Annotated in this window: 17 protein-coding genes and 1 tRNA gene; 8 read left to right on the top strand and 10 right to left on the bottom strand. The window is 62.0% G+C overall.

Translation table 11 applies throughout. The features are described 5' to 3' along the window. The first annotated feature begins 5 nt into the window (after positions 1-5). The 7 genes from ABI582_RS21885 (at position 6) to ABI582_RS21855 (ending at position 7,877) form a co-directional block, all read left to right on the top strand. A complete protein-coding gene (locus ABI582_RS21885; RefSeq protein ID WP_338746055.1) occupies positions 6-938 on the top strand; it encodes a sugar ABC transporter substrate-binding protein in 933 nt (310 codons plus the stop codon). A 14-nt stretch (positions 939-952) separates the two neighbouring features. Beyond that, the gene (locus tag ABI582_RS21880; protein ID WP_442120241.1) at positions 953-2,449 is read left to right on the top strand and encodes a sugar ABC transporter ATP-binding protein; all 1,497 of its coding nucleotides are present in this window, start codon (positions 953-955) and stop codon (positions 2,447-2,449) included. Between the two features lie 9 nt (positions 2,450-2,458). Then, positions 2,459-3,256, top strand: a complete 798-nt coding sequence (locus ABI582_RS21875; RefSeq protein WP_442120240.1) for an SDR family NAD(P)-dependent oxidoreductase — start codon at positions 2,459-2,461, stop codon at positions 3,254-3,256. A 72-nt stretch (positions 3,257-3,328) separates the two neighbouring features. Beyond that, positions 3,329-4,447, top strand: coding sequence for an LLM class flavin-dependent oxidoreductase (locus tag ABI582_RS21870; protein ID WP_442120239.1), 1,119 nt, complete (start codon positions 3,329-3,331; stop codon positions 4,445-4,447). A gap of 38 nt (positions 4,448-4,485) precedes the next feature. Next, positions 4,486-5,364 (top strand): transketolase, encoded by an 879-nt coding sequence (locus ABI582_RS21865; protein WP_258655176.1) that lies wholly within the window; start codon positions 4,486-4,488, stop codon positions 5,362-5,364. Between the two features lie 2 nt (positions 5,365-5,366). Next, the gene (locus ABI582_RS21860; protein WP_258655178.1) at positions 5,367-6,347 is read left to right on the top strand and encodes a transketolase family protein; all 981 of its coding nucleotides are present in this window, start codon (positions 5,367-5,369) and stop codon (positions 6,345-6,347) included. A gap of 309 nt (positions 6,348-6,656) precedes the next feature. Continuing rightward, positions 6,657-7,877, top strand: a complete 1,221-nt coding sequence (locus tag ABI582_RS21855; RefSeq protein ID WP_442120238.1) for a maltoporin — start codon at positions 6,657-6,659, stop codon at positions 7,875-7,877. A gap of 90 nt (positions 7,878-7,967) precedes the next feature. Here ABI582_RS21855 and ABI582_RS21850 read toward each other — a convergent pair whose 3' ends face one another. Further along, positions 7,968-8,873: an NAD-dependent epimerase/dehydratase family protein gene (locus tag ABI582_RS21850; RefSeq protein ID WP_258655179.1), complete on the bottom strand. Its 906-nt coding sequence runs from the start codon at positions 8,871-8,873 to the stop codon at positions 7,968-7,970. 220 nt (positions 8,874-9,093) lie between these two features. Between ABI582_RS21850 and ABI582_RS21845 the strand changes: the two genes are divergently transcribed. Next, complete coding sequence (locus ABI582_RS21845; protein WP_442120237.1) at positions 9,094-9,876, top strand: SDR family NAD(P)-dependent oxidoreductase; 783 nt, start codon at positions 9,094-9,096, stop codon at positions 9,874-9,876. A 110-nt stretch (positions 9,877-9,986) separates the two neighbouring features. Here the strand turns inward: ABI582_RS21845 and ABI582_RS21840 are convergent, their stop codons facing one another. The 9 genes from ABI582_RS21840 to ABI582_RS21800 all read right to left on the bottom strand — a co-directional run bounded on the left by ABI582_RS21840 (position 9,987) and on the right by ABI582_RS21800 (position 18,286). Continuing rightward, positions 9,987-11,177 carry an MFS transporter gene (locus ABI582_RS21840; protein WP_258655182.1) on the bottom strand — a complete coding sequence of 397 codons (1,191 nt, stop codon included), beginning with the start codon at positions 11,175-11,177 and terminating at the stop codon, positions 9,987-9,989. 314 nt (positions 11,178-11,491) lie between these two features. After that, a complete protein-coding gene (gene ychF / locus ABI582_RS21835; RefSeq protein WP_138737767.1) occupies positions 11,492-12,592 on the bottom strand; it encodes a redox-regulated ATPase YchF in 1,101 nt (366 codons plus the stop codon). Between the two features lie 24 nt (positions 12,593-12,616). Then, positions 12,617-13,201 (bottom strand): aminoacyl-tRNA hydrolase, encoded by a 585-nt coding sequence (gene pth / locus ABI582_RS21830; protein WP_028631692.1) that lies wholly within the window; start codon positions 13,199-13,201, stop codon positions 12,617-12,619. A gap of 79 nt (positions 13,202-13,280) precedes the next feature. Further along, positions 13,281-13,874, bottom strand: a complete 594-nt coding sequence (locus ABI582_RS21825) for a 50S ribosomal protein L25/general stress protein Ctc (RefSeq protein ID WP_016484861.1) — start codon at positions 13,872-13,874, stop codon at positions 13,281-13,283. A 118-nt stretch (positions 13,875-13,992) separates the two neighbouring features. Further along, the gene (locus tag ABI582_RS21820) at positions 13,993-14,934 is read right to left on the bottom strand and encodes a ribose-phosphate pyrophosphokinase (RefSeq protein ID WP_003247410.1); all 942 of its coding nucleotides are present in this window, start codon (positions 14,932-14,934) and stop codon (positions 13,993-13,995) included. Between the two features lie 48 nt (positions 14,935-14,982). After that, positions 14,983-15,057, bottom strand: a tRNA-Gln gene (locus tag ABI582_RS21815). 20 nt (positions 15,058-15,077) lie between these two features. Continuing rightward, positions 15,078-15,938, bottom strand: coding sequence for a 4-(cytidine 5'-diphospho)-2-C-methyl-D-erythritol kinase (ispE, locus tag ABI582_RS21810; RefSeq protein WP_442120236.1), 861 nt, complete (start codon positions 15,936-15,938; stop codon positions 15,078-15,080). 4 nt (positions 15,939-15,942) lie between these two features. Continuing rightward, positions 15,943-16,560, bottom strand: coding sequence for a lipoprotein insertase outer membrane protein LolB (gene lolB, locus ABI582_RS21805; RefSeq protein WP_442120235.1), 618 nt, complete (start codon positions 16,558-16,560; stop codon positions 15,943-15,945). Between the two features lie 4 nt (positions 16,561-16,564). Beyond that, entirely contained in the window at positions 16,565-18,286 is a 1,722-nt protein-coding gene (locus tag ABI582_RS21800; protein WP_442120234.1) for a tetratricopeptide repeat protein, read from the bottom strand. Positions 18,287-18,893: the final 607 nt, after the last annotated feature.

The raw sequence follows: 18,893 nt of genomic DNA, 5'->3' as shown, positions 1-18,893 counted from the left end.
TCCAAATGAACGTTTTCTCTCCCCGCGTGCGCGTATTTCTTGCCTTGCTGCTGCTTCCCGCCTTGGCCAGTGCCGAAAGCAAACCGTTGAAAGTGGGTATGTCGATCCCGAGCCTGCAATGGGAGTTCTACCTGATGGTGCGTGATGGGGTGCTGGAGCAGGCCAAAAAGGATGGCGTCAGCGAGGTGCTGGTTGTCGATGCACAGGCAGACGCCGCCCGCCAGGTCAGCCAGATCCAGGACTTGCTGAGCAAAGGCATCGACGTGCTGTTGTACACCGCCACCGGCTCCGCCGCCTCCGCTGTGCCAGTGCGCCTGGCCAAGCAGCAGGGTGTACCGGTGGTGTGCGTCGATAACTTCCCGAAGAACGTCGAGTGTGACGCCTACATCTCCACTGACAACACCGCCGCCGCTGCCGAGCTGGCCCGCCAGGTAGTGAAGCTTACCGGTGGCAATGCGCAGGTCGGCCTGCTGCAAGGAACGCTGGGCGACACCACCGAGAAGACCCGCGCCGAAGGCTTCGACGTGGAACTGGCCAAGACCCCGGGGATGGTGATCGTTGATCGCAAACCCACCGACTGGCTGCAGGATAACGGCTTCAAGGTGGCCCAGGACATGTTGCAGAAGCATCCACAGATCGACGTCTTCGTCGGCCGCTCAGATGCCCCGGCCCTGGGGGCTGCCCAAGCCGTACGCGTGGCCAATGTGTCGCACAAGGTGTGGATTTTCGGCTACGACGGGCTGCGCCCCGCGTTGGAGGCAGTGCGTGACGGCAAGATGGACATGACCATCACCCAGCAAGCCGTGGAAATGGGCCGTACAGCCCTGCGTACTGCACTTGCCCTGAAGGCTGGCTCGCAGGTCGAAAAAGTGCAGGCGCTGCCAGCCTTCGTCACTACCCGCGAGAACGTCGAGACGTTCATCGCCCGCCACCCATGAAAAGGACGCCGAGCATGAAAATGGCAAGCACACTCGCGCCATTCTTCTGCGCCGACCAGTTGGGGATGTCCTTCAACGGTATCGGTGTGCTGGAGAGCATCAGCCTGGAAATCGGCCGCGGTGAAGTGGTGGCGCTACTCGGCGAAAACGGCGCTGGCAAGTCCACGCTGTCGTCGATCATCGCCGGCTCCTTGTGCCCGACCCGTGGCCGCATGACCCTCGAGGGCCAGCCCTACGCGCCGACCTGCCCGAAGGATGCCATCGCCCTGGGGGTGAACATGATTCACCAGGAAATTCAGCTGCTGCCTGAGCTGAGCGTGGCGGAGAACATCTTTCTGGGCCATCTGCCGACCCGCAATGGGGTAGTCGACCGCCAGCGTATGCGCCGCGAAGCACTGGTGCAGCTTGAGCGCCTGGGCTTGGATATTTCGCCGGACACACGGGTGCGCGAGCTGAGCATTGCTGCTCAGCAACTGGTGGAAATTGCCAAAGCCCTGACCCTGAATTCACGGCTGCTGATCCTTGATGAGCCCACCGCTGCCCTGGGTGGGGAGGAGACTGAACGGCTATTCGAGCAAATTGAGGCACTCAAGCGCGAAGGCGTGTCGTTCATCTACATCAGCCACCGAATGGAAGAAATCGGCCGCATTGCTGACCGCATCGTGGTCATGCGTGACGGCCACCTGGTGGCCCATCACGCTCAAGCGGATATAGCGGTAGATGTGCTGGTGGCACAGATGGTTGGTCGTTCGATCGAGCGCCTGTTCCCGGTGATCGCAGCGCCCAGCGCCCGAGAGGTGTTGAAGGTTCGCCAGCTGACCTGCCGAAGCAAGCGCTTTCAGGACATTTCGTTCTCGGTGCGCGCCGGTGAAGTTTTTGGCATTGCCGGTATGGTTGGCGCCGGGCGTAGCGAGGTGATCCGGGCTATTGCCGGGGTCGATCCGGTGGCCAGCGGCGAGGTCACAGTCGACGGCCAGGCCCTGCGCCTGAACGGTGTGCGCGGCTCGATTGACGCCGGTGTGGTGCTGGTGCCCGAGGACCGCAAGGCCGAAGGCGTGGTGTTGGACCATTCGATCGCCGAGAACCTGGCCTATTGCAACCTCGACCGCCTCGGCATTCGAGGGTTGCTGACGCGAGGCAGAATCGATGCCTTCGCCAACGAGCGCATTGCCACCCTCGGCGTCAAGGGCGACCCGGACAAGCCACTGGACAAGCTCTCCGGCGGCAACCAGCAGAAGGTGGTGATTGCCAAATGGATCGCCCGTCAGCCCAAGGTGATCATCCTCGACGAGCCGACCCGTGGCATAGACATGGGGGCCCGCGCGGCGATCTACCAATTGATCGCCGACCTCGCCGCCAGCGGCGCTGCCGTGGTGGTGGTGAGCTCGGACCTGGATGAGGTGATTGGGCTTTCCCACCGTGTGATGGTCATGGCCCGTGGCACCTGCCAGGGCATTCTCGACGGTGAGCAAGTCGCACCGCAGCAGATCATGGCGCTGGCGACAGCCTGAGGGGTAACGATGGACGCTATCGAATACCAGCATCTACCTGAAACGCCGTTCGAAAATCTGCTGGACCTGCGTGGCCAAGTGGCAGTGGTCACCGGCGGCAGCTCTGGCATCGGCCTGGACATCTCTCGACGCCTGGCTCAAGCCGGTGCCCGCGTGGTAATCGGTAGCCTGGCGCGCGAGCGCACCGATGAGCTGATGGACGAAGGGCTGGACGTGCACTTCGTTGCTACCGATGTCAGCTGCCGTGAGCAACTGGTACGGCTGGGGGCCGAAGCGAGCGGGCAGGGCAAGCTTCGCATCTGGGTGAATAACGCTGGCATCTACCCACTCAAGACCATCGACGAGGTGGACGGGGGCTTCTGGGACCGCATGCAGGCGATCAACACCCGCGCCGCGTTTTTTGGCGCCCAGTGCGCCCAGGCGCAAATCCGCCGACACGGGGAGGGCGGCAGCATCATCAACCTGTCCTCGGTATGCGGTCACCGGCCCATGGCAAATCATGTGACCTACGACACCAGCAAGGGCGCGATTTTGGCCATGACTCGCAGCCTGGCCAAGGACCTGAGCCGCCATGGCATACGGGTCAATTCCATCTCGCCCGGTCTGACCGCGACACCCGGCAACCTGGAACCTGAATTGTTCCGCCAACACCAGCACAACCGTGTGCTTGAAAACATCCCGCTGGGCCGCCCCGGCGAACCCTATGAAATCGCCAACGTGGCGTTGTTCCTCGCCTCGCCCTTGGCTTCGTATATCACCGGGACCGACATCACGGTCGACGGCGGTTGGCTGCTGCATGGCAGCTGACTCCCTCGCCCCACCGCCAAGGCGCCCGTGCGGGTGCCTGGGCACGCTATCGCCTGATAAAGGAGAACCATCATGAAACTTGCGATGTTCATGCAGCCCCTGCACCACAAGGGCTGGGACTACCATGAAATGTATGACCAGGACATTGCCTGTGTCGTCCACGCCGATCAGGTTGGCTACGACGAAATGTGGATCGGTGAACACACCTCGCAGCGCACCGAGCCAATCACCAATGCCCTGCAGTTCATGTCCGCACTGATCCCGCTGACTCAGCGCATCAAATTGTGCACCGGCGTGCTCAACCTGCCGCACCACCACCCGGCGCGCATTGCCGCCGATGCCGCCATGTTTGACCACATGAGCCGTGGCCGCTTCATCATGGGGATCGGCCCAGGCGGGCTGGCCTCCGACTTTGAGGTCTATGGCAGTAACGGCAAGGACCGTGGCCGGATGATGGTCGAGTGCTACGAGATGATCCGCAAGATCTGGAGCAGCAATGCGCCGTACCAGTTCGCTGGTGAGTTCTTCGATGTGTCGCTGGTGAATACGGTCAACCATGAGCTGGAGATCGGCTATATGCCCAAGCCGTTCCAGCAGCCGTTCCCGCGCCCTGCCACTACCGCCATGAGCCCGTTCTCCAGCACTGCGAAACTGGCCGGTAGCAAGGACTGGGACCTGATGTCCGCGAACTTCAACCCAACCGCCACAGTAGCGTCGCACTGGCAGGCTTACCTCAAGGGCGCCGAGGAGGCCGGCCACCAGGCCGACCCGCGCAACTGGCGTGTGGCGCGCTCGGTGTTCGTCGCAGACTCCCAGGCCCAGGCTGAGGACTACCTGGCAGACCCGGACTGCACGCTGCGGCGCTACTTCGAATACATGGTCGATAACCTCGCCAGCAACAATTACATGCAGATTTTCAAGACCCGCCCGGACATGACTGACGCCGAAGTCACCGTCGATCATTGCATTCGCGAAATGGTGATCTACGGAGATGTCGGCAGTGTGGTCGATCAACTGGTCGCGTTCAGCGAGCAGACCGGGCCGTTCGGCACCCTGATGACCACCTTCCACGAGTGGGACAACGAGGCCCTGTGGCGGCGTTCGATGGAACTCACCGCCCGTGAAGTGATGCCACGACTGAGCCGTTACATGCAGCCGCGTCTCGATGCAGCCGTGGCCGTCAGCGCCTGACCGGCGCCCTCTGACAGACTACCGATCCAAGGTGCAACATGACCCTAGCAGTTGATCCGAGCAACACCGGCGAGTACGCCCTCACGCCCACCGAGCTGGCGCGCCTGCGTGACAAGGCGCAGTTCATCCGTCTGGAAACCATCCGCCTCATCGAGATCGCCAAGGTTGGCCACTACACCTCGGTGTTTTCCGCGGCTGAACTGTTTGCCGCGCTGTATTACGACGTGATGGCCCTGCGCCACGGCGAGCCCAAGTGGCCGCTGCGCGACCGCTTCATGATGGGCAAGGGCCACGCCGCCGTGGGCCTTTTCCCGGTGCTGGTGGAGTGGGGCTTCTTCGAAAAGGAGATCCTCGATGGCTACACCCGGCTGGGCAACCCGCTGGGTGATCACCCGGACATGCGCAAGGTGCCGGGTGTCGATTTTTCCTCCGGCTCCATTGGCCACGCGCTATCGGGCGGGCTGGGCATGGCGATGGCCGGGCGTATGCTCGGCCAGGACTTCACCACTTTCGTGATGCTCGGCGACGGTGAGATGCAGGAAGGCCAGGTATGGGAAGCGGCCATGGCTGCCTCCCATCACAAGGTCGGCAGCCTGGTGGCAATCGTCGACCGCAACGGTTTCCAGCTTGACGGCAGCGTCGACGATGTCATCGGTGTCGAGCCGCTGGCTGACAAGTGGCGCGCGTTCGGCTGGGAGGTCTACGACGTGGACGGCCACGACCTGGCCGCGCTCACCCCACTGTTGCGCCGCATCAAGGCCGAGAAAGGCCGCGAGAAGCCGGTGTGCATCATTGCCCAGACCCTGAAGGGCAAAGGCGTCTCCTACATGGAAACCGAGCCGGGCTGGCACCTGGGTTACCTGGACCCGGAAGACGCGCAGCGCGCCATCGACGAAATCAAGAGCAAGGTGATATGACCATGAATACTGCACCCCTGTCTGCCAACTCCTGGCAGTACCGTGCCCTCAATACCCAGACACCCGGCCTGGACGCATTGTCCGACGCTTTGCTGGCACTGGTCGAGCAGGGCGAGCCGGTGGTCGCGGGTACCGCGGACCTTCAGTACTCCAATGGCCTGGCCAAGTTCGCTCAGCATCACCCGGACCGCTTCGTGCAGTTCGGTATCTCGGAGCAGAACATGGTGTCGTGCGCAGCCGGTATGGCTGCCGTTGGTATGAAGCCGTTCGTGGCTACCTTTGCCTCGTTCCTGCCACTGCTGTGCTGCGAGCAGATTCGCATGGATGTCGCCTACTCGGCGCTACCGGTACGCCTGATTGGCCACCATGCCGGGATATCCCTGGGGTTCTATGGCACTTCGCACCATGCCACCGAAGACCTGGCGATCATGCGCGCCATTGCGGACATCACCATCGTCGCACCGGCCGATGCCAACCAGCTTAAGGCCGCGATCAAGGCCTCGGCCAATCACCCGCAGCCGATCTACTTCCGCATCCAGCGCGGGCGTGATCCGGTGGTGTATGCAGAGGAACCTGTGTTCGAGTTTGGCAAGGCCACCACGTTGCTTACCGGTGACGAGCTGACCATCATCGCTACCGGCTCCACCGTGCACCCGGCGCTGCAGGCGGCCAAGGCGCTCAACGCCCAAGGCCGTTCGGTTGGCGTACTGGACATGACCACGGTCAAGCCACTGGATGTAGCGGCCGTGCTACGTGTGGCGCGCGAGAGCCGGGCGATTCTTACCGTTGAAGAACACAACATCATCGGCGGTCTGGGTGGTGCGGTGTGCGAGGTGATTGCCGAGGCCGGCATCGGCACGCGCATACGCCGTCACGGCATCTACGACGAGTACAGCCTGATCGCCCCGCCTACCCATCTCTATCGCCACTACAAACTGGATGCCGAAGGCATCGAGAGCGTGGCGCGCGAGTTGATCGACTGACCTGAAACTGCGGTTCCCCCACGGCAGGGCAAGCACCCTCCTGCAGCGAGCATCGCCACATCTGCAGGGGTGTGCTGGCCACACCCGACAGGGCTGACCGTGCCATCCCCCAAATCTTGCCCGAAAAAAACAACAAGAGAGCAAGCCATGACCTGTTCCTCAGGCTGACAACCCCGACAAAACCCCACTAAACGATTTTCGCCGCGATCGCGCGGCGGGTGAGCGCGTGTCTGACGCCTCGCCACGGACGGCTGACGCCCGCAGAAAACTGATCGCCCGCAACACAAAAACAACAACGCGGAGCACCACATGAAACTGAAGTCCCTCACCACAATTGCCGGGGTGTCTCTGGCTACCCTCGTATTGCCAGCCTACTCGCTGGAATTCACTGGCTACGTGCGAACCGGCGTCGGCGGCGCTTCCAGTGGCGGCAGCCAGAGCTGCTTTCAGCTGCCTGGCTCGCCCTCGAAGTACCGCTTGGGCAACGAGTGCGAACAGCTCGCTGAACTACAGTTGGCCCAGGATCTGATCAAACCTGGCGACGGCTCGACCCTGAGTGTGGTGGGCATGGCCCAGCTGTTCGCGGGCTATGGCCATACGCCACAGTTCACTGGCCAGCACGGCTATTCCCGGATGGTGCAAATGTACGCCCAGTGGCGCGACATGCCGGTACTCAACGGTGGGGCGTTCTGGGCCGGCCGCCGCTACTATCGACGTAACGACATTCACATCTCCGACTATTTCTACTGGAACCAGAGCGCCACAGGCTTCGGTTTTGACGAAGTGGCCATTGGCGACCTCAAGTACAGCTACGTGTTCTCGCGCAAGGACAACGTCTTTCAGGAGCCTTACATCAACCGCCACGACTTCAACGTAGGTGGTTTCAAGAGCAACGTGGGGGGCGAACTGGAGTTCGGCGTGAGTTACCTGCAACGGCCCGACAGCCGCGATGCCCACAGCGGCTGGTCAGTGGCTGCGCAGCACAAACAAAAAGGCTTTCTCGGCGGGTTGAACACGTTCGCCCTGCAATACGGCCGTGGCCCCGGCACCGCCCTGGGTTACACCGGTGACCCTGCCCTGGATAACGGCAATCAGAGCTGGCGGGCGGTCGAGTATTTCGACTGGCAACTGACGCCGCGCTTCGGCGGGCAGTTCCAGGTTGTCTACCAGAAGGACCGGCGCCCTGACGGGAATGACCAGGATTGGTTGTCGGTGGGGGTGCGCCCGGTGTACGCGTTCAGCGACCATTTCAAGCTTATCACTGAGCTTGGCCGCGACCAGATCGATGCCCCCGGGGGCACGCGCAAGTTGAGCAAGTTCACCATCGCACCCACATGGTCACCAGCAGGGCCGGGCTTCTGGCAACGACCGGAGATACGCCTTTACTACACCCATGCCCGCTGGAACCGGGCAGCACAGCGCGCCGCCAATGAGATTGCGGCAGGTTCGGCGTTGTCTGAAAACGGAGCCTTCGGCAGTGCGCTGCATGGCAGTAACTTCGGGGTGCAGGTGGAGTATTGGTGGAAGTGATACGGTAGTGGGGCGGGTGCGCGGTGGCCTGCACCCGCCCCATCGTGATCCAGTCTGCCTCTCGATGGCGGGCAGACTGAACCTTTCATTTTACCAATGCACGTTGGTCGTGCGCAGCCACTGGTGAATTGACTCACGCTTGGGCTGCCAACCCAGCAACTCCCGCGCATTCACCGCCCGTACGCGGCTGTTCGAGCCAATCGCGAAGCGTGCCCAGTCACCTAGCTCGGCAATCGCCTCGTCTGCCGGCCAGCTTTCGATACGCCCTTCGTAACCCAGTGCGTGGCTGATGGAGGTCGCGATCTCGATGAAGGAAGCCTCGCCATTTTCGGCAAAGAACAACGAGGCCGAAGGTGCCTTTTCCAATGCCAGGCGATACAACTCGGCGAGGTCCTCGATGTGTACGTTGGACCACCGGTGTACCCCTGCGCCCAGGTAAGCGCCGGCGCCGAACTGACGCGACTTGGCCAGCAGCTTGGGCAACTGGTCGCTGGCGGTCGGCAGGCCCAGTGCATCGCCGTAGATCATGGTCGGGCAGAACACAATGGCCCGGATGCCCAGTTCCACGCCGGCATTGCGCACCCGTTGGTTGATCGCTACGCGGTCGCGACGAATGTCCATCGGTTCGAACGGCGTCTCGTCGGTGAAGATCGCCTCCCGTTCGTACGCGCCGCGCGCGTCGTCGCCGACCACGCTGGAGCCAGAGGTGTGGATGAACGGCTTACCGCTGCCGCGCAGGGCGTTGATGAAGGTCTCGACGCTGGCCCGATGGTCGGAGTCGGCGGTGTGCACCACGGCATCGGCGGCCTGGGCCTGCTGGGTGAGGATGTAACTGTCATCCAGGGTGCCAAGCACCGGAGTGATCCCCAAGGCTTGCAGGGCATCACGTTTGGCAGGGTCGCGGATCAGGCCGGTAACCTCGTGCCCGGCGTCCGCCAGGTACTTGGCCACCGAGCCACCGATGTAGCCCGAAGCGCCGGTAATGAAGATTTTCATCGTGGACCTTTCTTGTTGGTGAGTGGAGGGATGCAATCTGGTTTACCGCCCTACGGTAAGAACTTGCCGAATGCGCCACCAGCCGCTGATCACGCACAACTCTTGTGACGCCGATTCGTATCAACGTTTGCTGAATAGTGTTTCCACGGGAAGTGAATACGGTTGCCGCGCCGATTCGTAATAGATTCCTTGCAAGAACAACTACAAAAGGATCTGCATCATGGATTACCAACTGGCCGGCAAGAACGTCCTGATCACCGGCGGCGCCACGGGTATCGGCAGGGCTATTGCCCAGTGCTTTGTGGATGAAGGTGCCAACGTGGTGGTCAGTGGGTTGACTGACGCAATGGTCGCCGAAGCTTGCGAAGCCCTCGGTCCGCGCAGCAGCGGACTCGCTGGCGATCTGACCCAGCCGGGTGTCGCGCAGTGTCTTGTCGAGCATGCTCGGCGCAATGGCCCCATCGACTACCTGATCAATTGCGTGGGCATCTTCGAGGTACGCGACTTCTTCGAGACCGACGATGCGCAGTGGTTTCACTATTTCGACGTGAACGTCATGAGCGCAGTGCGCATGACTCGCCTGGTGCTGCCCGACATGCTGGCAGCGGGAGAGGGATCGGTGGTGTTCATCAGCAGTGAGTCGGGCGTCAAGCCCCAGCCGTGGATGGTCCACTACGGTGCCATGAAGTCCTGCCTGCTAGGCATATCCCGGGCCTTGGCCGAACTGACCAAGGGGAGTGCGGTGCGAGTCAACAGCATCCTGCCAGGGCCCACCAGTACTGAGGCGGTACGTCGTTATCATGCCGAGATCGCCGAGGAGAAAGGCATCAGCCCGCAGCAGGTGGTGGCCGACTACTTTGACCAGACCGAGCCCACCTCACTTATCCGCCGCATGATCGAGCCGGAGGAGGTGGCCCGCAGTGTGGTGCACCTGGCAGCGTCCCCGGCGCTCAATGGTATGGCCATGCGCGTGGAAGGCGGGACTATTCGCAGCATACTTTGACTGCGGTTGCGGCCTGTTGCGTCATGGCTGTTCTCAGCTTCCTGGTGCTTGCTCTTGCTCCAGCCGGCATACAACACCTCGCTGGAGCAGAGCGAATCAGGCACCGTCGATCAGCAGGTCGCCGTGGTCACCTTGCGGCGCCACAGCAACCAGGCCAGCGGCAGGTTCACCAGCAAGGCCGCAGCTACACCTACCCAGGGGGTCAGCGCCAGCTGGCCGTTTTCCACCAGCACGCTACCGGCCCGTTCCCCCAGGGTGATGCCAAGGTTGAATGCAGAGATATTCAACCCGGAGGCAAAGTCCACGGCCTTGGGTGTATGCAACCGGGCAGTGGACAACATGCCGGTCTGAAACGCTGGCGTCATGCCGAAAGCGACGATGCCCCAGACAAACAGGGTAACCACCATCAGCGCTTTGTACTGCAGCGACAGCGCCACGGCTACCAGCGTCAGGGCCAATGCGCCAAACAGCAGACGCAGGGTGCGTTCCCAGCCCAGGCTATCGGACAACCGGCCACCGAGCAGGTTGCCGATCATGGTTGCTACGCCGAATACCAGTAGCAGCACGCTGGCGCTGGAGGTCGAGAACCCGGTGATGTCTGTCAGGATTGGCGTGATGAAGGTAAACGCCGAGAAGCTGGCGCCGAAGCCCAGGATCGTCACCGACATCATTGCCCAGATCGCCGGGCTGCGTAGCGCAGCTAACTGGCCCAAGGCATTGCCCGTCTTGTCGGCGGGCTGCCGGGGCAGCCAGAGCGCGGTGGCCAGCAGCGCCAGCAGGGCAAGCAACGCCACGGCATAGAACGGCAGGCGCCAGCCAAGGGCGTTGCCCAGGTAGCTGCCCAGCGGCACACCGATGACCATCGCCAGGGTAAGGCCTGCAAACATCACCGCAATCGCCTTGCTGGCCTGGCCTTCCCGTGCCAGGCTCGCGGCCACTGTAGCGCCGATAGCGAAGAAGCTGCCATGCGCCAGCGCAGTGATGATCCGACCCACCAACAAGATCGGGTAGTTCGGCGCCAAGGCTGACACCAGGTTCCCCAGCAGGAATACGCCGATCAACATCATCAGCACGGTTTTTTTCGGGAAACGGCCCAGGCCGATGACGATGAACGGCGTACCGATGGCCAAGGCCAGGGCATATAGCCCTACCAGGCTGCCGGCACTAGCGAGGGAGATGGAAAAGGCGGTAGAGATCGACGGCAGAATACCGACGATGATGAACTCGGCAACACCGATTGCGAAAGCGGTGATAGCCAGAGTGAGGATGCCGGGATGCAGCCCGGTGCTGGATCTGCTCATGTTCAGTACTCCGGATTTGGGGATCGCAAGACGAAAGGGTGCCTTCGCCGGAGTTCTGGTTTTTGTGCGGGCGGGGGAGGCGGCCGGGCTGGAGGTTATGATTGTGGCCCGGTGAGACGCCTGGGGCTGCGTCTACGGCCACTACTTTGCGGGATATGGCGCGAGGTGAGTATCCAGTGGCCAGGCACATCATTTGTGATCTTGCTTCATATGCGAGAGATCAAGTCACGTGTGATGGCATGCGTGCATGTCCGGGAAAAACAAAACCCCCTGAGGTGCGAGCCTCAGGGGGTTTGTGTACTGCAGGCCAACGCTTAGACGTTGAAGCGGAAGTGCATCACGTCGCCGTCCTTGACGATGTAATCCTTGCCTTCCAGGCGCCATTTGCCGGCTTCCTTGGCACCGCTTTCACCCTTGAACTGGATGAAATCGTCATAGGCCACCACTTCAGCGCGGATGAAGCCTTTTTCGAAGTCGGTGTGGATAACCCCGGCCGCTTGCGGTGCGGTGGCACCGATGCGAACCGTCCAGGCACGCACTTCCTGCACGCCGGCAGTGAAGTAGGTTTGCAGGTTCAGCAGCTCGTAACCGGCGCGGATCACGCGGTTCAGGCCAGGCTCTTCCAGGCCCAGGGCCTCGAGGAACATGTCCTTCTCTTCGCCGTCGTCCAGTTCGGCGATTTCTGCTTCGATCTTGTTGCACACCGGTACAACCACCGCGCCTTCTTCCTCGGCAATGGCCTTGACCACGTCCAGGTGCGGGTTGTTGTCGAAGCCGTCTTCGGCAACGTTGGCGATGTACATTACCGGCTTGCTGGTCAGCAGGTGGAAGCCACGAATGACGGCCTTTTCGTCGTCAGCCATGTTCTTCATCAGGCTGCGCGCAGGCTTGCCTTCGGTAAAGTGCGGGATCAGCTTTTCCAGTATGGCCTTTTGCGCCAGGGCTTCCTTGTCGCCGCCCTTGGCGTTGCGGGCTACCTTCTGCAGTTGCTTTTCGCAGCTGTCGAGGTCGGCGAAGATCAGTTCGAGGTCGATGATCTCGATGTCACGCTTGGGGTCGACACTGTTGGAAACGTGGATCACGTTTTCGTCTTCGAAGCAGCGCACCACGTGGGCAATGGCGTCGGTCTCGCGGATGTTGGCGAGGAACTTGTTGCCCAGGCCTTCGCCTTTCGAGGCACCGGCAACCAGGCCGGCGATGTCGACGAATTCCATGGTGGTCGGCAGGATGCGGTTTGGCTTGACGATTTCAGCCAGCGCAGCCAGACGAGCATCGGGCATCGGCACGATGCCGCTGTTTGGCTCGATGGTGCAGAAAGGGAAGTTCTCCGCCGCGATGCCAGACTTGGTCAGGGCGTTGAACAGGGTGGACTTGCCGACGTTGGGCAGGCCGACGATGCCGCAATTGAAACCCATGGGTATTCCCCTCTCTAAAGGAATTCAGGCCTTCTGGCTGTGCAGCTCGCGCATCGCCTTGGCGAAATCGCCGGCAAGCACGTCCGGCAGCACGCCGAGGGCAAAATCGATGCTGGCGTCGAGCTTCTCCTGCTCGGCGCGCGGCGCGCGGCCCAGGACGAAGTTGGAGACCAGTTTGGCGTCGCCCGGGTGGCCAATGCCAAGCCGCAGGCGGTGGAAGTCGTTCTGGTTGCCGAGCTGCGCGATGATGTCGCGCAGACCGTTGTGCCCACCATGGCCGCCGCCGCGCTTGAGCTTGGCAACGCCCGGAGGCAGGTCGAGTTCGTCGTGCGCCACCAGGATTGCTTCCGGCTTGATGCGGAAGAAATTGGCCAAGGCCGCCACGGACTGGCCGCTGCGGTTCATGTAGGTGGTGGGGATCAACAAACGAACGTCGTTGCCCTGATGGCTGAATTTAGCCGTCAGGCCGAAATACTTTTTGTCAGCGGCGAGCGAAACACGCTGTGCGCTGGCAATGCGTTCAACGAAAAGAGCCCCTGCGTTATGCCGGGTCTGTTCGTATTCGGGGCCGGGGTTACCCAGGCCAACGATCAACTGGATGGCGGTCACGTCAGGGGCTCTTCCTTGGAGTTGGTGGGTTACAGTGCGCGCGGCACTGTAACCCGATCAACGCCGGCGTGCGAGTGGATTACTCGGCAGCGCCTTCTGCTTCTGGAGCAACGCGTGGAGCGTGAACGTTGGCAACAGCTTTGTCATCACCGTGGGCCAGAGCTACGAACTCTACGCCTTTCGGAGCTTTCAGGTCCGACAGGTGGATGATGGTGCCGATTTCAGCGTTGGCCAGGTCAACTTCGATGAATTCAGGCAGGTCTTTGGCTTCGCAGGAAACTTCGATCTGCGATTCAACGTGCGAGATCTCGCCGCCTTTCTTGACCGGTGCTTCTTCGTTGATGAAGTGCACTGGAACAACAGCGGTCAGCTTCTGGCCAGCAACGACGCGGATGAAGTCAGCGTGCATGATGAACTGCTTGGCAGGGTGACGCTGCATGGCCTTGACGATGACGTTTTGCTTGACGCCGTCAACGTTCAGCTCGATCACGTGGCTGAAGGCAGCTTCGTCTTCGAACAGCTTGGTGATTTCCTTGGCCAGGATGGTCAGGGATTGAGCTTCTTTGTCACCACCGTAGACAACGGCAGGAATGCTCAGCGCATGACGCAGGCGGCGGCTCGCACCTTTCCCCAGGTCAGTACGCGCTTGGGCGTTCAGAATAAAATCAGTCATTTTGTTTCTCCAAAATAGCCCCCCGAGGGCGTTTGCGACCAGCGCCAACGGGGATGGCAAAAAAGCCCCGCCCCAACACATGTTGGGGCGGGGCGCTTCACATCAACACGCGTTCCGCTTAGCGGAACATCGCGCTGATCGATTCTTCGTTGCTGATGCGGCGGACCGCTTCAGCCACAACCGGTGCGATATCCAACTGGCGGATACGGTCACAGGCTTGAGCAGCGGCGGACAGCGGAACGGTGTTGGTCACCACCAGCTCGTCCAGTACCGACTTCTCGATGTTCTCGATCGCGCGGCCCGACAGGACAGGGTGCGTGCAGTAGGCGTAAACCTTGGCAGCGCCGTGCTCTTTCAGGGCTTTGGCCGCATGGCACAGGGTGCCGGCGGTGTCGACCATGTCGTCTACCAGGATGCAAGTGCGCCCTTCGACGTCGCCGATGATGTGCATGACCTCGGAGTGGTTAGCCTTCTCGCGGCGTTTGTCGATGATACCCAGGTCGACGCCCAGGGACTTGGCAACGGCACGTGCGCGCACGACACCACCAATGTCCGGGGAGACGATCATCAGGTTCTCGAAACGCTGGTCTTCGATGTCGTCGACAAGTACGGGCGAGCCGTAGATGTTGTCGACGGGGATATCGAAGAAGCCTTGGATCTGGTCAGCGTGCAGGTCGACAGTGAGAACACGGTCGATACCCACGACAGTGAGCATGTCAGCGACAACTTTGGCGCTGATGGCTACACGTGCCGAACGCGGACGGCGGTCCTGGCGGGCATATCCGAAGTAAGGAATCACGGCGGTGATTCGGGATGCTGAGGAGCGGCGGAAGGCATCGGCCATCACTACCAGTTCCATCAGGTTATCGTTGGTCGGGGCACAAGTCGGCTGAATAATGAAAACGTCTTTACCGCGAACATTTTCATTGATCTCAGTGCTGATCTCGCCGTCGGAGAATTTACCGACAGAGACGTCACCGAGAGGGATATGCAGCTGACGTACGACACGCCGAGCCAGATCGGGGTTAGCGTTCCCCGTAAAGACCATCATCTTGGACACGCGCAGTACCTGAAGGCTGAGGGTATACCTGGATGAGTATAAGGAAAATGGCAGGGGCGGCTGGATTCGAACCAACGCATGGCAGGATCAAAACCTGCTGCCTTACCGCTTGGCGACGCCCCTGTATCTGTTGCTGCGAACGCCTATGCGCTCGACTTCTTGACCAGACTTTGCAGCTTGCGATGCAACATCGAAATATTGCTTCCTTTCGCCACAAACCCTGTTTGGGTCGCTGAAAGAAGGGCCAGAACTTTATCAGCTTCGGCTTTGCTTGGGAAGGCCCCAAACACACAACTTCCAGTGCCGGTTAGTCGAGCCTCAGTGAATTTACCCAGTGAATTCAACGCATTGCGAACTTCTGGGTAACTCTGCTCTACCACCGGTTGGCAGTCATTTCGACTGTTTCCCTCGGGAACGGGGCGCATATTAAGGGGGAGGGAATCACGTGTCAACTGTGGATGTGAAAAAATTTCTACTGTGCTGACAGACACTTGCGGCACCAGCACGACATACCAAGGCTCTTGCGGGTCGACCGGGGTCAGCTGTTCGCCCACGCCTTGGGCGAACGCCGCATGGCCGCGCACGAATACCGGTACGTCGGCGCCCAGGCTCAGGCCCAGTGCAGCCAGGCGGTCTTCGTCCCAGTCCAGTTGCCACAGGTGGGCCAGGGCCAGCAGGGTGGTAGCGGCATCCGAGCTGCCGCCGCCGATGCCGCCACCCATGGGCAGCACCTTGGTCAGCCAGATGTCGGCACCCAACGGGCTGCCGGACTGTTCCTGCAACTTGCGTGCGGCGCGCACGATCAGGTTGCTGTCGTGCGGTACGGCCTCGATCTCGGTGTGCAGGCGGATCACGCCATCGTCACGTACGGCGAAACTCAGTTCGTCGCCATGGTCGAGAAACTGGAACACGGTTTCCAGCTCGTGATAGCCATCCGCGCGGCGGCCGATGATATGCAGCCACAGGTTGAGCTTGGCCGGGGCGGGCAGGGTGAGCGTGTGCATGAAATCAGTGCCCCAGCTGGCGTGGCTGCCAGTCCTTGACCACCAGGGTCACGTCCAGGTCCTTGCCGTGCAGTTTCAGGCGCTCGGGCAACCAGTAGCCATTCTGCTCGGTGTAGCTCAGGTACTGCACCTGCCAGCCATCCTGCTCGAGGCTGGCCAGGCGGCTGTCGCCGTCCAGGGTCAGCTTGCTCTTGCTGTCGGGGGCGGGCAGGCCGCGCACCCACCAGACCAGGTGCGACACGGGCAGCTGCCAGCCAAGCTGCTCTTCCAGCAGGGCTTCCGGGCTGGTGGCCTCAAAGCGGCCCTGGTTGGCCACTTCCAGTACCACGCCGCCGGGGCGGCCGGTCAGGCGTGCGGCACCACGGCCGAGCGGGCCAGCCAGGCGAATGTCGTAATAGTCCTGGCGCTGCAGCCAGAACAGCGTGCCGCTGCCGGAGTCGCGCGGGGCGCGGATGCCGACCTTGCCGTTGATCTGCCAGCCATCAAGGCTGCTCAACTGCTCTTTATGGGCCCGCCACTGTTGTGGGTCGCCGTGACCTTGCAGGGCCTCGCGGCTACCGAAGCCGGCACAGCCGGCCAGCAGGGCGATCAGGGTGATGGTGATGCAATGGCGCAAAAACATGGCGTTAAAGGGTCTCGGATCCGGTCAGGCGCAGGAGGGTCTTGCGCAGGATGGGGCTGTCGGCCTGGGCTTCGAAGCCTTTGGCCCATACCTGGCGGGCTTCGCGGCGCTTGCCGTTGGCCCACAGCACTTCGCCCAGGTGGGCAGCCACTTCGTGGTCGGGGAAGTTGGCAAAGGCTTGGCGCAGGTAGGTTTCAGCCTCGTCGAGGTTGCCCAGGCGGTAATTGACCCAGCCCAGGCTGTCGAGTACCGCCGGGTCGTCCGGAGTCAGCTGGTGGGCCTTGTCGATCAGCGCCTTGGCTTCGGTGTAGCGCGTGGTGCGGTCGGCCAGGGTGTAGCCCAGGGCGTTCAGGGCCATGGCGTTTTCTGGTTCGCGGGCGATGATGGCGCGCAGGTCTTTTTCCAGCTGGCCAAGGTCGTCACGCTTTTCGGCCAGCATGGCGCGGGTGTACAGCAGGTTGAGGTCGTCCGGGTAGCGCTGGATGGCTTGCTGCAGCACCTGGCTGGCCTGGGCGTCCTTGTTGTTGTTGCTATAGCTTTCCGATTCGATCAGGAACAGCTGGATGGCGTAGTCCGGCTGGGCTTCGCGGGCCTCGGCGAGCAGGCGCGAGGCCTCGGTGCCGCGGCCGTTGGCAATCAGGATGTCGGCCTGGCGCAGCTGCGCCGGCAGGTAATCGGGGCCAGGGCCGACCAGGGCGTACTCGCGCAGGGCCCCAGCGGGGTCGTGGCGTTCTTCGCGGATGCGGCCCAGGTTCAGGTGTGCGGCGTCAACGTTGCTGTCGCGCTCGACCAGCTCCTGCAGGTAGCCTTCGGCTTCATCCCAGTCTTTGTTTTCCAGGCACACCAGGGCCAGTGAGTAACGCAGCTCGTCATCGTCGGGGTATTGCTGGACCAGGCTGAGGAACTCGCCCTTGGCGTCAGCGATGCGGTCCTGCTCGACCAGGGTGCGGGCGTAGGTCAGGCGCAGGCGCTTGTCATCCGGGTTGTCGCGAATTGCACCGCGCAGCAGGGGCAGTGCCTCGGGGCCGCGGTCCAGGGCTTGCAGCAGGCGGGCGCGCAGCAGGATCGGGGCAATTTCGCCGTTTTGCGACGGGTGCGATTCGAGCAGTTCCAGCGCCTCTTCGGCCTTGCCGTCCTGGTTCAGCAGCAGGGCCTTTCCGAACACCAGCTGGCCATTGTCGGGGTATTTCACCAGCAGGCGCTCGAAGCTTTGCAGCAGGCCGTCGCGGGTGCTCTGGTCGGTTTCGGCGGCGGACAGGGCGAGGAAGTCGAAGTGGGTGTCGCCTTGGCCTTGCAGCACCTTTTCCATGTAGGCCATGGAGTCGTCATAGCGGCCGGCGCGGGCCAGCTGGATGGCGGCGGCGCGCTGGGCGTCGAGGTTCTGCGGGTCGTTGCGGGCCCAGACCAGTGCGTTGTCCAACGCTGGCTCGTCGGCGCCGAGGTATTCGGCAATGCGGTAGGCGCGCTCGGAAACCCCGGGGTCCTGGGTTTTTGCTGCCTGGTCGGTGTAGTTGGCCAGGGCGATGTCGAAGCGGTTGCGCTGGCCGGCCAGTTCCGCGACCAGCAGGCTATACAGCGTGTCCTGCTTGAACGAGCCATACACCACGGGCTTTTCCGCCTCGCCCTTGCCGGTTTCGGCGACGGGAGGCTCGGCCTTTTGCGGGGCCAGGCTCTGGCAGCCCTGGAGCAGGGCGAAGGCAAGCAGCAATGCGTATGGTTTGTTCATAGAAAGGCTTATAGGAGGACTCACCGGCGGTCGGAGCATGATGACACAAGCGCGGGGGCAAAACCCACCTGCGAAGGTATGAAGCTACGCTTAGCACATGCAGACCGCGCAGCGCGCGCAGGGTTCGCCCCAGGCTTGCCACAATGCCCAGGGCTCCGGCTCCGGCTCCGGCTCCGGTCCGGCTCTTGCTCTTGCTCTTGCTCTTGCTCTTGCTTCTAAGCGCGCGATAGCTCAGGCGACGCAGATTGCGACTTCAGGAGGCCGAGCACAGGGCTTGCGGAGGGAGGTGACGGGCATGGATGCCCGTCAAGCGCTGGGCCCCAGGATGGGGCCTGCAGCGCGGTCCTCCCGGGAGCAAGCCCGGAGCGAGGGGACCCCGGAGCGCAGCGCAGGGGCCGGATGATGGGAGCGGACGGCTTTGGTTACTTTGGCCAAGACCAAAGTAACCCGCCGGAAGGGCGGAAAGGTGACTCAGCGCCACCTGCGCGAACGAATGTCTACACTGTGTTAGGGCCCACATCGCACGAAGCGGAAAGCGGTTCTGGGTGTTTTGGTGCAGCGAACAGTCCGTTTGCGATGCCGACGCTGACTCACCTTTTCGCCCTTA

Origin of the sequence: Pseudomonas sp. SAS7 (assembly GCF_052112345.1) — a bacterium.
In the GTDB taxonomy this organism is placed as follows: Bacteria; Pseudomonadota; Gammaproteobacteria; order Pseudomonadales; family Pseudomonadaceae; genus Aquipseudomonas; species Aquipseudomonas putida_Q.
This window is presented reverse-complemented; position numbering and strand designations above follow the sequence as displayed.

Bases quoted from the DNA above. Each gene is read 5' to 3' on its own strand.
- ABI582_RS21880 (WP_442120241.1), top strand. From the start codon at position 953: ATGAAAATGGCAAGCACACTCGCGCCATTCTTCTGCGCCGACCAGTTG.
- ychF (WP_138737767.1), bottom strand. From the start codon at position 12,592: ATGGGTTTCAATTGCGGCATCGTCGGCCTGCCCAACGTCGGCAAGTCC.
- ABI582_RS21855 (WP_442120238.1), top strand. From the start codon at position 6,657: ATGAAACTGAAGTCCCTCACCACAATTGCCGGGGTGTCTCTGGCTACC.
- ABI582_RS21850 (WP_258655179.1), bottom strand. From the start codon at position 8,873: ATGAAAATCTTCATTACCGGCGCTTCGGGCTACATCGGTGGCTCGGTG.
- ABI582_RS21800 (WP_442120234.1), bottom strand. From the start codon at position 18,286: ATGAACAAACCATACGCATTGCTGCTTGCCTTCGCCCTGCTCCAGGGC.
- lolB (WP_442120235.1), bottom strand. From the start codon at position 16,560: ATGTTTTTGCGCCATTGCATCACCATCACCCTGATCGCCCTGCTGGCC.
- ABI582_RS21825 (WP_016484861.1), bottom strand. From the start codon at position 13,874: ATGACTGATTTTATTCTGAACGCCCAAGCGCGTACTGACCTGGGGAAA.
- ABI582_RS21845 (WP_442120237.1), top strand. From the start codon at position 9,094: ATGGATTACCAACTGGCCGGCAAGAACGTCCTGATCACCGGCGGCGCC.
- ABI582_RS21875 (WP_442120240.1), top strand. From the start codon at position 2,459: ATGGACGCTATCGAATACCAGCATCTACCTGAAACGCCGTTCGAAAAT.
- ispE (WP_442120236.1), bottom strand. From the start codon at position 15,938: ATGCACACGCTCACCCTGCCCGCCCCGGCCAAGCTCAACCTGTGGCTG.
- ABI582_RS21860 (WP_258655178.1), top strand. From the start codon at position 5,367: ATGAATACTGCACCCCTGTCTGCCAACTCCTGGCAGTACCGTGCCCTC.
- ABI582_RS21885 (WP_338746055.1), top strand. From the start codon at position 6: ATGAACGTTTTCTCTCCCCGCGTGCGCGTATTTCTTGCCTTGCTGCTG.
- ABI582_RS21840 (WP_258655182.1), bottom strand. From the start codon at position 11,177: ATGAGCAGATCCAGCACCGGGCTGCATCCCGGCATCCTCACTCTGGCT.
- ABI582_RS21870 (WP_442120239.1), top strand. From the start codon at position 3,329: ATGAAACTTGCGATGTTCATGCAGCCCCTGCACCACAAGGGCTGGGAC.
- ABI582_RS21865 (WP_258655176.1), top strand. From the start codon at position 4,486: ATGACCCTAGCAGTTGATCCGAGCAACACCGGCGAGTACGCCCTCACG.